Source organism: Streptomyces caniferus (assembly GCF_009811555.1).
In the GTDB taxonomy this organism is placed as follows: domain Bacteria; phylum Actinomycetota; class Actinomycetes; order Streptomycetales; family Streptomycetaceae; genus Streptomyces; species Streptomyces caniferus.
Genome location: NZ_BLIN01000005.1, coordinates 1483562 through 1498763, shown reverse-complemented (window position 1 = coordinate 1498763; position 15202 = coordinate 1483562). Strand labels below are relative to the sequence as shown.

General features: G+C 68.0%; 12 protein-coding genes and 1 pseudogene. 1 reads left to right on the top strand and 12 read right to left on the bottom strand.

What is annotated here, in order from left to right; all coding sequences use genetic code 11:
- Positions 1-160: 160 nt before the first annotated feature.
- The 12 genes and pseudogenes from Scani_RS23130 to Scani_RS23075 form a co-directional block, all read right to left on the bottom strand.
- On the bottom strand, positions 161-574 hold the full coding sequence (locus tag Scani_RS23130) for an NUDIX hydrolase (protein WP_159479437.1): 414 nt from the start codon (positions 572-574) through the stop codon (positions 161-163).
- A pseudogene (locus Scani_RS23125) lies at positions 571-839 on the bottom strand (NUDIX hydrolase); the annotation flags it as partial. The pseudogene Scani_RS23125 and the gene Scani_RS23130, both read right to left, overlap by 4 nt.
- A 153-nt stretch (positions 840-992) precedes the next feature.
- The gene (locus tag Scani_RS23120) at positions 993-1670 is read right to left on the bottom strand and encodes a pentapeptide repeat-containing protein (protein ID WP_159479435.1); all 678 of its coding nucleotides are present in this window, start codon (positions 1668-1670) and stop codon (positions 993-995) included.
- Positions 1621-4257, bottom strand: a complete 2637-nt coding sequence (locus tag Scani_RS23115) for a hypothetical protein (protein WP_159479433.1) — start codon at positions 4255-4257, stop codon at positions 1621-1623. Before Scani_RS23115 ends, Scani_RS23120 begins: the two co-directional genes overlap by 50 nt.
- Positions 4254-4709 carry a DUF6507 family protein gene (locus Scani_RS23110; protein WP_159479431.1) on the bottom strand — a complete coding sequence of 152 codons (456 nt, stop codon included), beginning with the start codon at positions 4707-4709 and terminating at the stop codon, positions 4254-4256. Before Scani_RS23110 ends, Scani_RS23115 begins: the two co-directional genes overlap by 4 nt.
- A gap of 125 nt (positions 4710-4834) precedes the next feature.
- Positions 4835-5146, bottom strand: coding sequence for a pore-forming ESAT-6 family protein (locus Scani_RS23105; RefSeq protein ID WP_093642528.1), 312 nt, complete (start codon positions 5144-5146; stop codon positions 4835-4837).
- 48 nt (positions 5147-5194) lie between these two features.
- The gene (locus tag Scani_RS23100) at positions 5195-5527 is read right to left on the bottom strand and encodes a hypothetical protein (RefSeq protein ID WP_085926545.1); all 333 of its coding nucleotides are present in this window, start codon (positions 5525-5527) and stop codon (positions 5195-5197) included.
- A 202-nt stretch (positions 5528-5729) separates the two neighbouring features.
- On the bottom strand, positions 5730-7148 hold the full coding sequence (locus Scani_RS23095; RefSeq protein WP_159479429.1) for a DUF6177 family protein: 1419 nt from the start codon (positions 7146-7148) through the stop codon (positions 5730-5732).
- Positions 7149-7229: 81 nt separating this feature from the next.
- Positions 7230-11204: a type VII secretion protein EccCa gene (eccCa, locus tag Scani_RS23090; protein ID WP_159479427.1), complete on the bottom strand. Its 3975-nt coding sequence runs from the start codon at positions 11202-11204 to the stop codon at positions 7230-7232.
- 36 nt (positions 11205-11240) lie between these two features.
- A complete protein-coding gene (locus Scani_RS23085) occupies positions 11241-12482 on the bottom strand; it encodes a MinD/ParA family ATP-binding protein (RefSeq protein WP_159479425.1) in 1242 nt (413 codons plus the stop codon).
- A gap of 52 nt (positions 12483-12534) precedes the next feature.
- Positions 12535-13890: a type VII secretion integral membrane protein EccD gene (gene eccD, locus Scani_RS23080; protein WP_159479423.1), complete on the bottom strand. Its 1356-nt coding sequence runs from the start codon at positions 13888-13890 to the stop codon at positions 12535-12537.
- A gap of 172 nt (positions 13891-14062) precedes the next feature.
- Positions 14063-14341, bottom strand: coding sequence for a hypothetical protein (locus Scani_RS23075; protein WP_159482319.1), 279 nt, complete (start codon positions 14339-14341; stop codon positions 14063-14065).
- 311 nt (positions 14342-14652) lie between these two features.
- Here Scani_RS23075 and Scani_RS23070 point away from each other — a divergent pair, with 311 nt between their 5' ends.
- Positions 14653-14958, top strand: coding sequence for a hypothetical protein (locus Scani_RS23070; protein WP_159479421.1), 306 nt, complete (start codon positions 14653-14655; stop codon positions 14956-14958).
- The last annotated feature ends 244 nt before the right edge of the window (positions 14959-15202 follow it).

The following is a 15202-nucleotide window of genomic DNA, read 5'->3' as shown; positions in this document are numbered from 1 at the left end:
CAAACTGCACGCTGCACCTTGCCGAGGGCCCCCTTCAGTCGCGTATCGACAAGGCTGGGGGCTCCCGAGACGACGACCAAGACGTCACCGACACGGATAGCCGTCTGCTTGATGACACTGCGCTGCCCCCGGACGAGACGCCGAAGAGCTCTGGGGCGACTCAGGACGGCATGACACCGTTGAGGTACTCCTGCACCGGCTCGAACAGTCCGTAGGGAACGTACTCCGGGATGTCACCGTGGGCGACCCAAGCAAGTTCGGCCAGCTCTTCGGTGTCCGCTACATGAGCTGTGCCGCCCAGCATCTGGCAGGCGGTGTACGACATCAGGCGGCCCGTCTTCGGGTGGACGCGCTCGCCGAGCAGCTTGACCGCCATCACGGTCAGCCCTGTCTCCTCGTGGGTCTCCCGTACGGCAGCGTCCTCGCGTTCCTCGCCGGGCTCGACCTCTCCGGCCGGAAACTGCCAGGACAGCTGTCCCTCGCTCACCCGGCGGCGGACCATGAGCACACAGCCCTCGTGAACGACGATGGCGGCGGCGATACCCGACTGCTCGTCCGTGTTCTGCTGCGTCACGTCTGCTCCTCCAGGACGGCCAGGATGGGTGGGAAGATCGTATCGACGGAGATGAAGTGGGGCACCGCGTTTCTGAGGACCCACATCACGTCGGTGTTCTCGGCCGCGTCGCTGTTGGTGGCCTCGCCGGCCAGGTACTCACAGAGGAAGTACTCGCACAGCACGCCGGTCGCAGGCGGCTCCCTGCGCAGTGGACCCCAGTCTCGTCCAACGTCTCGCGCACCGTGGTGGTCTCTGCCTTGCCTCCTGGCTTGAGCGCATCAGCATGGCCATCGAACTTCCTGTTTCAGCCCGGTGAGCCCCCCCCCGAAATGGGGCTCACCGAACTTTCCCTGGGTGTAGAGCCGAGTGCGGAGGACTGTGGCGAGCGCTCTGTGGATCTCCTGCATTGCTCTGTCGTGAACTCCGGGGCGTGGCCCTACTGCGGTGTGCGGTACGGAGGAAGTACCCGTACCTGCCCACCCCGCTCAGCGATCCATGCCTCGAGTTCGGTGCCGGCCAGTTCTCGGGACGACTCGCCACTGAAGACGGTGACCGGCCCGAATACGGTGCCTGTCAAGCCACGCATCACCGTGGAGTCGTCGGCCTTGATCTCGAAGATGTTCTCGTCAAGGACGGCATCCGTCAGGTCCGCCCCCCTCATGTCGGTGTCGATCAGCGAAGCACCGAGGAACCTCGTTGTGCGGAAGCTCGCTCCCGACGCATCGGTACCGTACAGCGAAGCCCCGACCATGTCCGCCCCGTTGAGCCGCGCCGTTCGGAGCACGGCCTCGTCCAGGTTCGCCTTGACGAGATCCGCTCCGGTCAGATCCGCCTCGGTCAGATCCGCCGACTGAAGGTCGGCCCGGTAGAAGGACGCGCCGACAAGTCGCACGCCCACGAGAACCGCATCGGTGAACCACGCGTTCGAGAAGTCCCCACCTGAGAGGTCGGCGCCCCGGAAGTCGCGCTCCATGCCATTGAGGTTATATTCCTCCGAGGCGAGCCATTCCTGCAGTTGCCGCGTGGCTTCCGGATCGGCCGGGAGCGCAGTCGGCTTCCAGTTCTTACGGGTACCAGATGACACGATCTCCCCAACCACGGCTTTCGACGACATCCTTGATGCTGTCGATTGCCGCTTGATTTGCGTTCCGCACGTCGATAATAACTATACGTCCACGTTTTTCGATCTGCTTCGCCAGCTGCTTGTTGACCCAAGCCTCGTTATTGGCCGGGTCGTACGCACCCTTGAACGGCTGAGACTTGTCACGCACGTTGTTGAAGGGGGGATAGTCGGAGTGGACGCCCTTGATGTCATAGTACTCGCCGGTGGATTCGGAATAGAATTCACCCTTGTCGGCCAGCTCCGGGCGACGGATATCCGCCGGGAGGCGACCACTCTCCCGTAGATCGAGGCCGACTCGAGCCTCATCCATCGATTTGTCGTCGATCTGATTCTTGTGATCAGGATCATGCTTCAGGTGATCGAATTCCTCTGGAGCCCGATTTTCGACTTCATCGAGGTAGCCCCAGTGCGCCGCTCTTTCCTCCGCCGTCAACGCCGGAATCGGCTCGTTCGCACGCTCGCCGGGCTCGCCGACTCGGTCGGACCAGTCGGAGGGGGCGTGGCTGCCGCCGTCCGGCCCGTCCCCAGAGCCACCTTCAGTACCCCGGCCGTCGTGGTCACCACCGCTTGCTCCGTCGTGTGCAGGCGCGTCAGGTTCGCTCCCAGGGTTGTCGGTTGATGGGCCGTGGTGTCCGCCTGCGCTGTGCCCGTCGCCGTGACCGCCGGAGGAGCCATCGCCGTGCCCGCCGGTCGACGGGGCATCGTGCCCGCCGGCACCGGGGCCGCCGCCGTGCCGGCCGGCGGAAGGCTCGCGGTGGGCGGAGGGGCCGTCGCCCTGGTGCGGGATGGACGGGCCGTCGCTGACGCCGTGGCCACCGTTGCCCGTGCTGCTTGTTTCGTTGGTGTGGCGAGCGCCGCTTGTGGAGTTGTCCAGACCGCCGGTGACCGGAGCGTGAGAGGTCCCGTCACCGCCCAGGGAGTGACTGTTGGTGGGCATGCTGTCGGCCCTGCCGCCTGGGGTGTTACCGTCGCCGGCGCGGCCCATAGGGGTGTTGTCGCGCGGGCCAGTGGCGCTGTGGCCTGCGTTGTCACTGGTGCGGGCTGGGTCGGATATGTCCGAGCCGACGTGTGTGATCTCGCCGCCGCGGCCGCCAACACCGGCCGGGACCCGCTGTTCCTGGTGGGCTGGGGTCTCGATCCGTGGGTTGTCCGCGCCTGCGGTGGGTGTGGCGGGCTTCTCCTGGTGGGCGTCCTCGGCGCGTTGGAAGAGGCTGCCGTCCTCGTTGTAGAGGTCGCCTTTGGGGACCATGTACTTGCCGTTGAATGGGCTCTTTACCGTCCCCGGTGGGAAGGTGACCGTGTCCTTGGGCAGCTCGATTCTGCCGCCCGGGAGTTTGGTTGCCCCTTCCGGGATGGCGGCATCCTTGGGCAGTTGGATCGTGCCGTCCGGCATCTTGGCGGCGCCTTCGGGCAGGCTGTAGGCGCCCTCGGAGATCTTCGGGGTTTCGACGTGGCCGAGGCCCTTGAGGTGGGCCAGCATGTCGCCGACCTTGGACAGGCCCGCGCCTGCGCCCTTGATGACGTAGGTCATCGGGTCGACGGCGCTGCCCACCTTGCTGACGACGGACAGGCCCTTGGCCAGTGCGCCTGCCTTGCCTGCGCCCTGCACGGCGGCACCGCCACCGCGGGTGAAGATGGCGGTGACGATGTTGAAGGTGACTGCGCCGGCGGCTCGGGAGCCGTTCGATTCCCACTGGTCCCAGGCCACAAGAGCCTTACCGGTATCCAGTACCGCGGTACGCGAGTCCCGCAGCCAGGAGGGGAGCATCTTCCCCGGCGTCATCCAGTAGGCGACGTTCAGACCGGGGGTGGTGGTGATCGCCACTGCGGTGGAGAGCTTGGCCAGGCCGAGCCAGGCTTGGCCGGCGGCGTCTCCGCCGTGCCCGCCGAACAGGGTGTAAATGCCGTCGATGGTGCCCCCCACGCCGTCGACGATGAAGCCCTTGCCGAAGTCGTAGGCGTGTTCCCACACCTGCCACCAGGGAACGGATTCCTCGACCGTGTCGCCCCAGGGCAGGCTCTTGGATGCCTTGAGGGCTTCGGCGTCGTAGCCGTATCCGTTCTTGTGGGAGGCGTCGATCGTGTGGAGCGCCTGGCCGCCTACCAGCGCGACTATCTTGGAGTGGCAGTCGCGTTCGGCTTCCTGGAACGCGGCCCAGACCTCGGCGATCTTGTTGCGGCGGTTGAGGTTCTCGTCGGTCAGGTCGCCGTCTTCGCTCCAGTCGTCTTCGGCGGCCTCGTTGTCGCGGAAATCGGCGGCTTCCTGCTTGAGCTGCTCCAGCCGGTGGATCAGTGGTCTGATCTCGCGGGCGTAGGTGCCCAGAGCCCCGGCGATGACATGCATGTCGTCACTCAGGTCGTGTGCCGTGCGCTCCACCGGCTTGGTGACGCCGAACAGCTGCTCCGCCTCGGGCGCCTTGTAGAAGGCGGCCAGTCCGCCGAAGGACTTGTGGACGTCCGAGCCAGCGGTTTGGACCTTGGAGCCGCCAAGGGAGAGCGCCTTCGTCTTGGCTTCCAGGACGTCCAGATCACCGGTGAAGACCGGTACATCGGCCGGGTCGACCGGTCCGCCGCTCACTTCTTCTTCCCCCCGAAGTCCTTGAGAGCGTCCAGCCGCACGGTATGGGCGGCGTTCTGGGCGTTCCTGGCCGCCTCCAGGTCGCCCTGGACGTACTCATTGGTGGCCTTGGCAGCCCCCAGAACGGCGGCCTGGCAGCGATCGGCCATGGCCTTCATGTGCGGCTTGCGCTTCGTTACGTACTCGGCCAGGGCCGCGGCGACCGGCCCCGTCGCCGTCTGTGTGAACAGGGAGGTGGCCGCCGGTCCCAACGGCTTGTTCGTCGGCGCCCACGGTCCGGGCGACAGCGGTGTTCGGGCCTGCGTGCCCGGCACGGCCGTACCCGCTGCCTGAGCCGCTTCCTGGATGTCCGAGAGCAGTGTGCTGAGGGCTTTCCCCAGGTCTTCGGCATGCGTGCCGACGACCTTCAACTGGCCCTGCACTCCCTGTGGCTGGATGTCCCATGACGCCATGAACGCCCCCCTGCGTACATACTTCTTGCCCCGTCGCCGCGACTCGCGCGGCGACGCCCCCGTGGTCGGCGATCCGTCGGTGCGCTCCGACGGATTGCCTGATCTGTCGATGCGCTGAGGCCGGCTCAGCCGATGTTGTCGACCGCGGCCTTCGCGCGTGCGAGCGTCTGGTGCGCGGTGCCGTCGTTCTTCTCCAGCGTCGTCTTCAGCAGCTGGATGATGCTCCTGACCTCCTGCGAGGCGCGGTTCCAGCGCAGTTCCTTGCCGTGGTACTCCTCCGCGACACCGTCCGCGGCGAAATCCGACATCGCCGCCTTGACCTGCGCATCACGCGCCGCGATCACCTGCTCCAGGCGCGCGATCACCGCCTGGATGTTGCCCTGCGCCTCCGCCGATGCACCCGAGTCGTACGAACGACGGTCCATGCCGGCAGCCATCACAATCACTCCCCCTGAGATCTGAGTACTTGAGCCGCGACCGGGCTGTCAGCGGCCCGAGAAACGGGCCGCGTCGAAGTTCGCCGCCGACATCTGCGACCGGGCGTTGTCGGCCTGCTCCTGGTCACCGGAGCCGAAGGCCGTCTCCATGCCCGACTGACCGCCCACAATCGCGGCCAGCGCACTGTTCAACGACGCCGTGATCTCGTCTGCGCGCGACTTGAACGAGTCGAACGCCACTTTGCCCGACCCGTTGAACTTGCCCTCCAACGGCTGTGCAGCTTGCACGAGTTGGTGGATCAACGTCCCCAGTTCTGTGCTCGACCCCTGCGACTTCGACCTCAGGGTCGAGAGCGTCTGCGCCCCCATGTCGAACTTCATCAGGCTCCCCCCGCCAGACTTGACGATCGTATGTACGGTCATGCCTATCAACTGCGAAGTCATTGGTGCAATCCGCAATCCCGATGCTATGCCCAGGGTCTGACAACGGCTCAAAACAGCCAGGGCGGCCCCACCCGCCTACCCATGCCTGCAACGTGCGTGGCAGGAGGTTACGCGCAGGTTCACCCCGGTCCAGGTGCTCTCACTTGCCTTTCAGATGTCGCACCAGGCGCTCGAAGTCTTGCCAGCCCGACAGGTCCAACGGGTCTCCCGGCAGCGGGTAGTACATCGCGGGGCGGGTCTTCGGTCCGAGGGGGACAGGCGGCTGGGCCATCGGCGTGTGCCGGGCGCGGTCGCCGGGCATCTGGCGGACCTCGTCCGCGCCGAGCACGAAGGCGAGCGGGACACCGGGCCCCTCGAAGCGGGGCGGCACCGCCAGGTCCCGGCGGGCTTTGCGGATCTGGACGAGCATGGACAGGAGGCGGTGGCGGGTGGCGAGCACCTCAGCGGCCGTGGGCAGGGAGCCCATCGGCGGCTCCTCGTCGGGGCCGTAGCCGAACATCAGCGTGACGTACTCCTCCACGCCCGCCTTCGTCCGGCTGATGCGCACTGTGGCCAGGCCCGGCCGTTCCCGGCTGCCGACCACCACGAACCAGGTCGGCTCGGGCGCCCGCTCGTAGGCGAGGTCGGTCATCTGGCGCGGCGACCAGGGGAGGTTGGCGGGCTCCGCGGTTCCCCACCCCGCCGGAGGCTCACCGGTGAGTTCGCGCCAAATCGACTCCAGCGCACCGCCAAGGACCAGACGCTCGTCTGCGGGGTGGACCGTGCGGAAGGTAATGGCCAGCTGCTGCTCGCCGGTGTCGGTGACCTCCTGGTAGGAGGAGGCGACCGGGGTGCGGGGGTCGTCGGCGGTCGCGTCTGCTGCCGCTACCGGTTGGAACATGTCGTCCTGCCAGCGCAGGACGGCTCCGGACTGTCCGTCGTAGTAGCCGTCCCGCTCGTCGCGCACGACCCAGCGTGAAGGCCAGTTGCTCAGGCTGGCGCGAACGGCGGGGGAGAGCGTGGTTCCTGGCGGGGTGACGATCTGGAGGCCCAGCCCGTCACCGGCGGCGGTCTGGATAGCGTCCTGGAGCCAGGCCGTCATGGCGATAACCGGGCGGTCCTGGATGACGACGGCGACCTTGTCGGTGAGGACGTCGACCGCAGGCTGTGCGGCGGCGGGTGTGGGCGCAACGCGCATACCGTCGGTTTCCACCACGGTCAGGGACTGCGCGGCTTCAGGTGGCCAGGCGGAGCCGTCGGCCAAAGCGGCCAGCCGGGCCGCGAAGGTGCCCGCGAGCCGCTCGGCTTCTTCCACACCGGTGGTCGCGCGGGCCTCTGTCCACCAGTACGGAAGCGGCGGCGGGGTGGCTCCGAGCAGCCGCTCGGCCTCACCCGCGACCTGGACAAGCAGAGGGGCTTCGACGGAGACGAGGGGGCGTCCCTGCTCGTCGCACAGCCGCACGACGGCACCCTCGCCCGTCGTGTCCACTAGCTTGTCCGGGCCTCCGGAGAGCAGCCCCGCGAGCATGGCCGACGGGTCGGGCATGCGCTGGGTGAGGGCGATGACGTCCTTGGTCATGTGGTCGTCCGGTCCTTCGTCGTTCGGGGCGTGGATGCGTACGTCATATGGTCCGCGTGGGCGGGAGAGCTCTCCTGAATGTCACGCGGGGGAGTACACGGTCTGGATCAGGCGGTTGGCTTGGCCCCTGCGGATGAGGACGCCGCGGCCCGGCGGCTGCCAGGAGGCGTACACGCCCGGGAACAGCTGGCCCTCGCCGCGGTCACCTGCCATGAGGAGCGCCGAGGATCCCGACTCGCGCAGGCCCTGCACCAGGGGCTCGTAGATGCCGCGTGAGGCGCCTGCGACGCGGCGGGTGAGGACGAAGTGGAGACCGATGTCCACGGCGGAGGGGATGTACGGCAGGAAGCGGGCCATCGGTTCCTGGCCGGCGGTGGTCAGGACGTCGTAGTCGTCGATGAGGACCACGATCCGCGGACCGCCGCCCCAGCTGCCCGGTTCCAGGTTCTCAAGGCCTGCGCCGTCATCGGGGAGCCGCTTGCTCAACTCGGTGCAGACCGCGGTGGCGAGGCCCGCGCACAGCTTGGCGTTGTACGCGTAGCCGCCGTTGAACTCCTCGGGGATCGCGCCGCGCAGACTGCGCCGAGGGTCCATGACCGCGAAGACCAACTCGTCCTCGCTGAAGCGCTCGACGAGGCCGTTGGCGATGGTCTTGAGGAGATTCGTCTTGCCGCACTCGCTGTCGCCCATGATCAGCAGGTGCTGGTCGTGCTGGAACAGGTCGAGCAGAACGGGGTCGAGCGCAGTCTGGTCCAGACCGATGGGTACCCGCCGGGGTTCGGCGACCGGGCCCGGCAAAAGGTGGGGCTCCAGGATGTGCGGCAGCACCCGTACTGGCTGGGCGACCTCGCCGCTCCAGGTGGCGCGGATCGACCGTGCCGCGCGCTCCAGAACCGCGCCCAGGTCCGCGGTGTCGGCGAGCGAGTCCGTGCGGGGGAGCGCGACCTGGGCGAAGAGCTTGCCGGCGGTCAGGACGCGGCCGGGCTCGTCGGGGGAGAGGGTGATGGCCAGCTTGCTGTCGATGCTGGACTCGCTGGGGTCGTTCAGCCGTAGCTCGAGGCGGGTGCCGAAGTTTGACTGGACGGCGATGCGCACGTCGTTCCAGCGGTGCATGCCCGCAACGACGTGGATGCCGTAACCGCCGCCGCGTTGGAGGATGTCGGCGACGGCGTCCTCCAGCTCTTCGAAGTCGTCGCGCAGCGCGCCGAAGCCGTCGATGACGAGGACGACGTCGGCGGAGGCCAGCTGGGGCAGCCGGCCCGCCGCGTGCAGGTCGCGCAGTTGCTCGACGGAGTCGATGCCGTGCTCGCGGAAGAGCTCCTCCCTGGCCGCGAGCATCGTTCGCACCTCGTCGACGGTGCGGGCCACCCGCTCACGGTCGACGCGACCTGCGACACCACCGACGTGAGGCAGGCCCGACAGAGCCGCCAGGCCGCCGCCGACCAAGTCGAGACCGTAGACGCCGACCTCCTGCGGGGTGTGGGTAAGCGCCAATGAGAGGACGAGGGTGCGCAGGAGCGTGGTCTTGCCGGACTGCGGGCCGCCGATGACGGCAGCGTGGCCACCCGCCATGGTGAGGTCCAGGTACCACTGGCCTTGCCACTGTCTGGCCGGATCGTCGAGCAGACCGAGAGGTACCTCCAGCGGGGCGCGGCGCCCCGCGAGCTGCATACCGCGTGTGCCGACATCCAGGGGTCCGGCGACCCTGTCCAGGGTGATTGCATCAGGTAGGGGCGGCAGCCAGATGCGGCGCACCGGACCGGCGGCGTTCGCCAGCTGCTCGACCATGACGCCCAGCTCGGTCGGTCCCATCTCGCGGCGGCGCACCGGCTGCTCCGGCGAGCTCGCGTCCTCCGCTCCGGCCGTGGAGTTGAAGGTCTCATAGGGCAGGGCGAGGGGCCCGGTGTCCTCTTCCTCCCCGCGCTGCACGGGGCCGCGGTAGGCGCCCGAAACATAGCTCGCCTTGAAACGGTCGTAGTGGCTGGTGTCGACCTTCAGGTAGCCGAATCCGGGCAGCGGCGGGAGGTGGAAGGCGTCCGTGGTGTCCAGGACCGTACGGGATTCGTCGGCGGAGAAAGTGCGCAGGCCGAGCCGGTACGAGAGGTAGGTGTCCAGACCCTTGAGCTTGCCGCCCTCGATGCGCTGGCTGGACAGCAGCAGGTGCACCCCTATGGAGCGGCCGATGCGGCCGATGGACAGGAACAGGTCGATGAAGTCCGGCTTGGCGGTGAGCAGTTCGCCGAACTCGTCGATGACGACGAAAAGGTGCGGCAGCGGGTCCAGGTCGGGCCGCTGGTGGGCGCGCAGCGCGGCGTAGTCGCCGATGTCGGCGATGTTGCCCGCGTCTTTGAGGACCTGCTGGCGGCGCTTGACCTCGCCGGCGAGCGAGGCGTGGACGCGTTCGACGAGGCCGGCCTGGTTCTCCAGGTTGGTGATGACACCGGCGACGTGCGGCAGGTCCGCGAACGGGGCGAAGGTCGCACCGCCCTTGTAGTCGACGAGGACGAGGGCGAGGTCCTCCGGCGGGTGGGTGGCCACCAGGGCGAGGACGAGGGTGCGCAGGAGTTCCGACTTCCCGGAGCCGGTGGCGCCGACGCAGAGGCCGTGCGGGCCCATGCCGAGCTCGGAGGACTCCTTGAGGTCCAGGAGCACCGGCTCGTGGGCGTCGTTGATGCCGATGGGTACGCGCAGGAAGGCACGTTCGCCGCGTGGGGCCCACAGGTGCGAGAGGTCGAGGTGCGCCATGTCGTCGATGCCGAGCAGGTCGGCGAAGTCGACGGGCCCAGTCAAGGGTGCGTCGGTGAGCGATTCGGCGGACAGGCGCAGTGGCGCGAGCATCCGGGCCAGGCCCTCGGCGAAGGGGATACCGGCCTCGTCCACGGTGCCGTGGGAGCCGACCGGCTGCTGCCCGCGCAGGTCCTCGATGATCACCTGATCGCCGTCGACGGTGATGCGGACGCCGACGTGTCCGGGCTCCTGGACCCGCTGCTCCAGCAGGTGCAGGACGGTGACGCCCATCTCCCGCAGGCCGACCGCTTCGTCGGGACGCGGCAGGTCGACGGCGTCTTCGCCGTGTTCGTCGGCGATGACGAGCAGCCGGGAGGTCATGGACAGGGCGTCATCGCCGGAGAGGCCGCGGCGGACCTCGGCCGCATAGGAGGCGCGGCGACGCAGTTCGGCGCCGAGCAACCGGGTGAGTTGGGGTGCGGAGGGTGCGATTCGGCGCGCGGCGACCGGGCCGTCGTACTGCTCGGTGTCGAGCAGGTGCGGCAGCCACTTGGCCCACTCCCAGTCGGCGAGCCGGTCGCCAGGCACGGCGAGTGCCATCGCCACGTCGTCGGGGGCGTGCAGGGCAGCGGTCTGGACGAGCAGGGCGCGCGCGAGGCGCAGGCAGTCTTCGCGGGGGCCGATGACGCTGATGTCGCCGACGCGGTCGAGCGGGACGGTGAGGGGGAGTTCGGTGCCGGTGCGGAAGCGGCCCATCAGCGCCGACGCCTCGTTGAGCATGAAGCGGTCGGGCGGGGTGAGGACCGATGAACCCTGTTGAGCGATCTCCAGATCGCGTACGGGCATCTCACCGGTGCCGACGCGCACGTGCAGGAAGTCGCCGTCGACGCGGCGGCGCTCCCACAGGCGGGCCGGATCGCGCACGATGTCGTAGAGGGCAGCCGGCGGCGGGTTGAGGACCTCGGCGCGTTCGCGTCGCTCGCGCTCCTGGTTGGAGAGCTCCTCGCGCAGGTCCTCCAGATAGGCGAGATACGCCTCGCGCTGGGTACGGCGGGTGCGCTGGGCCTTGCCGCGCTGCGAGAAGACGAGCGCGACGGAGCCGATGACAGTGACGACGAGAATGATCGCGCCGAGCCCGGCGAACTGACTGTTGCGCACGACCGTCATCATCACCACGGACGACATCACACCGGCGACGGGCAGCAGCGACATCGCGATATTGCCCGCCTTACCCTCAGGGAGATTGGGCGGGGCCTCGATGATGCGCGCCTCGGAGGCGGCCGGGGGGCGGGTGGTCCTGGCCGGGCGGTGTATCAGTCGGGTACTCATCGTCGTCCGTCATTCACGATCGGGCTTCGGCATCTGTCAGTGACGCTGCTGGGAGAGGGAGAGCTGGAAGACGTCCGCGGCAAGGCGAGCGACGGCTTCCCTGGTCGGGGGAGCCAGCAGTTCGGTATGGATCCGACCGCTGGCCGCCAAGTGCCGGTCATACGGCAGAAACTGAACGCTCACCCCGGTGGACCTGAGCATCTGGACGGCCTCATCCAGATCGAGCCCTGAATGGGGCACCAATTCGGTCAGCACGACAACCGTCCCAGCCATCACATGCCGCGGCAGCCCCTGCATCCACTGCAGCACCGAATACGTACTGAGGATGCCCTCCGGCGTGGCAGGTGTGGTCAGAACACGGCCATGCGCGGCAGCCAGTGCGACCCGGCCGACTTCGGCGGGCAACGTCTCACAGTCGATGACCATCACACCGAAGTAGCGACGCAGTGCCACGACGACCCGCTCGTACGCCCGGCTGTCCAGCATCACACCGATCTGGCCCTGGCTGGCCGGCAGCAGCCAGGCATTGTTGGGTAGCTGGACGAGATAGCCGGTGACGTCGAGCAGTGACATGTTCGGCTGGACGAGGTCCGCGATATCGCTGGTTGTCCAGCGCAGCGCCTCAGCGCCGAGCCGCAGCGGCAGCGAGCCAAGCGCCGGGTCGGCCTCCAGGAAAAGGACCGGGTCCTGCCGGTAGTGCGCGTACGTGGTCCCGAGCAGCGCGGCGACGGTCGACTTGCCGGATCCACCCCGGATCGAGGTGACGGCGATCTGCCGGCCGGTCGTCACGGGCTGCTGGAGCACCTGTGCCGTGCGGGTGATCTCAGCAACCTCCCGTGCGGCAGACGACGAGAGCGTACGACGCAGAGCGCGTACGGCACGCGCGGCGAAGGACTCACCGTGCTGCGGCTTGCAGCGCACCGCGTCGGCCAGGCCCTTGTCCTGTGCGGGCTGGGAGCTGGAGGCACTTTGGGGTGGGGGGCCTGGGGCGTATGCGGCCGGTGCCTGTTGCCTCTGTTCCCGGTGCTCGGCCCGCTGCGGCCAGCCGCCCTGAGCGCTCGCCTGCTGCTCCTGCCCCTGGTATGGGTAGCCGGCTTGCCGGGCCGCACCATCCCGAGGGGCGAGGTCTGCCGGCTGGGCACTCTGCGACGGCAGGTCCGGACCCGGCGCGGAAGCGCAGTACGCCTGCCCGCTGGGTCCCTGCGCACCCTCACTTTGCTGGGCACCGCTTCTCAGGTCGCGCAGCACGTCACCCTGCCAGCCGTCGCCGTTCGGCATGCCTACCGTTCACCCCACCCTGCTGCCCCGCCCGGAGCGCCTGCACGTCGATTCAGAACTGGTTGAGCAGTTGCCCGTACACCCCGAACACACCGAAGGCCAAGGGGAAGAGCCCCACCATGCCAATGGACTCGATCAAGTCGCCTATGCGTCGCAGCCGCACCTGCACATGCTCGGGCACCTGCACCGCCAAAACGACCAGCGGCAGTACCGCAGCCACACACACCACGGCCAGTGGCCCGGCACGGCCTGCATGTTCCATCCACACCATCACCAGACGCACCACGAGACACGACGCGGCGACGAAGAGCGCAACAACCTCAGCGATCAGCGGGAAAGCTCGCGCCCTCGACGCAAGCACTACCACGATGAGCGATGCCAGCGTCACGGTCCACACGGTCGGCTTTTCGGCCAGGGTGAGCAGCCAGCCTGCCGAGGATGTCGAGACTGCGGTGACGATCGTCGAAAGTGCCAGGCCGCGATGGGTCCCCGCCAGCGCGGTACCCACCTGGTGACGGGTGACAGAGATACCGCCCGAGCGCCGGTCATCGAGCGCGGTAAGTCCCGACGCCATCAGAGCCAGGCGCGGTAGCAGCCCGAGCACCACCAGCGAGAAGACCCCCATGACGGCACCGAGCCGGGCAGGGTCACCCTGAACGGCGGCAACCCCTTCCCACACAGCGGCGATCGTAGCCGTCGTGACGGCGCCAACGAGCCCGCTCCTGCCAAGTGGCGAGAAGTAGCCGAGGAACACCAGCGTCAAGACCAGCGCACCCGCCACCGCAGCGAGCCGCGCGGTACCCGGCCAGCCGTAGGCGTCGGCGGCCGTCCACGCGGTGAGAACGCCAAGCCCGCCGGAGGAGACCAGGAGCGCGGTCGCCAGCCCCCGGTTTCCTCGTCCGATCCTGGCGACGAGCGCACCGGCCGTCAGGAGGACGAGTGTGATGGCCGAGAGAACACCGACCAGGGCGCCTAGCGGGAACTCACGACGGGCGAGCAGCGCGGCGATCACTGCGAAGGCTACGGTCGCTGCACCCGCGCTGGCCCGGCGGGCGACGGGACGCCAGCGCCAAGCCCGCAGGTCGAGGTCGTCAGCCACCTGGTCGGTGACGTCGTGCACTACGGGGGCGGGCCGCGCAGAGTGCGTCGTGACGAGCTGGAGCACGGTGCCGTCGGCTATACCGGCCGATGCCAGTGTGGTGTCGTGCGGCAGGACGGAGCCATCGGGTGTCATCAACTGCCGTGTCATCGGGCGCGATGCGGGCCGGTCGTCCAACAGCTGCAGGACATCCGGAATCAACTGCCCTACGGGCGTATCGGAGCGCAGGACGACATCCGCCCGGCGTCGTTCGCCGACCAAGGTCACTCGGCTCAGTTGCGCCTGAGAAGTCGTTGCTCTGCTCACCACTTACGGGAACCTATCATCGCGGTGTTGACCCACCCCTGGGCCGAACTGGACATGCCTGTGCGTCCGACTTCCATTCCGTCCTGTGCCAAGGAACACTTCTCCCGACACGGGGAGCTCTTCGCGTATCTCCCGGGAGATCTGCAAACTCTGTCCGAATCTCATCTGTGGGCTTCTAGGGCTTCGCCGATCGCGTCGGCTGCTCGTACTGCTGCACCTGCCGCTGCTGCTTCTCCTGCTCAGCCTTCTGCAGCGCCAGCGTGTGCTGAAGGAAGGACCACCCGACACACCCCGCGCACAGGACAGCGGTGATAGCGATCCCCGCGAACACCTTCCCGAGTCGCTCATCCGCCGTACGCCGCCCCCGCTGCGCGCCGAACAGCAGCGCATCACGCATCCTGCGTCGCCTAACTGCCACCGACTCCAGCAGCTGACCGTCGTAATCCCGCGCCATCTCGTCGTCCGTCGCCCTAATCGTCCATCGTTTCACCCACGGTCTGAACCCTTGGTCATCGAGTCACGTGCAGATCACCCCTCCGAGGCGCTCCCACATGACAGTGCCCGTCTGCGTCTACCGCTGGGCAACCGTTGAGTACCGTGACCGAACGACGGTACCCCCAGCCACCGACAACCACCGAGCCAGTTTGTAAGTTCCGCCAGGCCGCCAGCAGATTCCACCCTCTGGAGCACAGTCATGTCTGGACTGTGCGCTCCCGCGGATCTGGGATGCTGGCTGACCCGTGGGATGCGCGGGATCCTTGGGCCATGAACGATGACCTCCCCGATACCGACGAGTTGCGGCACGCAGTCGGCGAGTTGGCTGAAGCGTTGGAGACGATGCTGAACCTCCTCAAGGCCGACGCGATCCCCAGGACTCCCGAAGCGATGAGCCTGATCAGGAAGGCCATCACCATGGTCGACAAATCCGGTGACTCATTCGCGAATCCGTCCCCGGCCGGTGAGCTTCTTCCTCTGGCCGCTGCCATCAATGCGATGACCACCGCTGCGCGCGAGCAGATCCTCGACGACGCAGTCGCTCGCTCTCCTGCGCCGGACCATCCGCCGCTCTAGTTGGGCGGTCGCAGGCCGCCGATAAGCGTCATCCGGGCCCCTGCTGCCCTCCCGGCGGCTATGCGGTGAGTGGCTGTTCATCAGCTGTGCTGACCCGCGTACAAATGCCGGTGCACCGGGGCACTTCACTGACGGGAGCGTCGGACTGCTGAGTCCGCAGCTCGATCGCTGAGAGGACAGTTCCGGCGCCTGGGGCGAGCTTGACCACGGCTTTGGTTGCGGGATGGGCGAGAACGTTGAAGAC

Bases quoted from the DNA above. Each gene is read 5' to 3' on its own strand.
- Scani_RS23100 (WP_085926545.1), bottom strand. From the start codon at position 5,527: ATGAAGTTCGACATGGGGGCGCAGACGCTCTCGACCCTGAGGTCGAAG.
- Scani_RS23120 (WP_159479435.1), bottom strand. From the start codon at position 1,670: ATGTCGTCGAAAGCCGTGGTTGGGGAGATCGTGTCATCTGGTACCCGT.
- eccCa (WP_159479427.1), bottom strand. From the start codon at position 11,204: ATGAGTACCCGACTGATACACCGCCCGGCCAGGACCACCCGCCCCCCG.
- Scani_RS23105 (WP_093642528.1), bottom strand. From the start codon at position 5,146: ATGGCTGCCGGCATGGACCGTCGTTCGTACGACTCGGGTGCATCGGCG.
- Scani_RS23085 (WP_159479425.1), bottom strand. From the start codon at position 12,482: ATGCCGAACGGCGACGGCTGGCAGGGTGACGTGCTGCGCGACCTGAGA.
- Scani_RS23110 (WP_159479431.1), bottom strand. From the start codon at position 4,709: ATGGCGTCATGGGACATCCAGCCACAGGGAGTGCAGGGCCAGTTGAAG.
- Scani_RS23075 (WP_159482319.1), bottom strand. From the start codon at position 14,341: ATGGCGCGGGATTACGACGGTCAGCTGCTGGAGTCGGTGGCAGTTAGG.
- Scani_RS23070 (WP_159479421.1), top strand. From the start codon at position 14,653: ATGAACGATGACCTCCCCGATACCGACGAGTTGCGGCACGCAGTCGGC.
- Scani_RS23095 (WP_159479429.1), bottom strand. From the start codon at position 7,148: ATGACCAAGGACGTCATCGCCCTCACCCAGCGCATGCCCGACCCGTCG.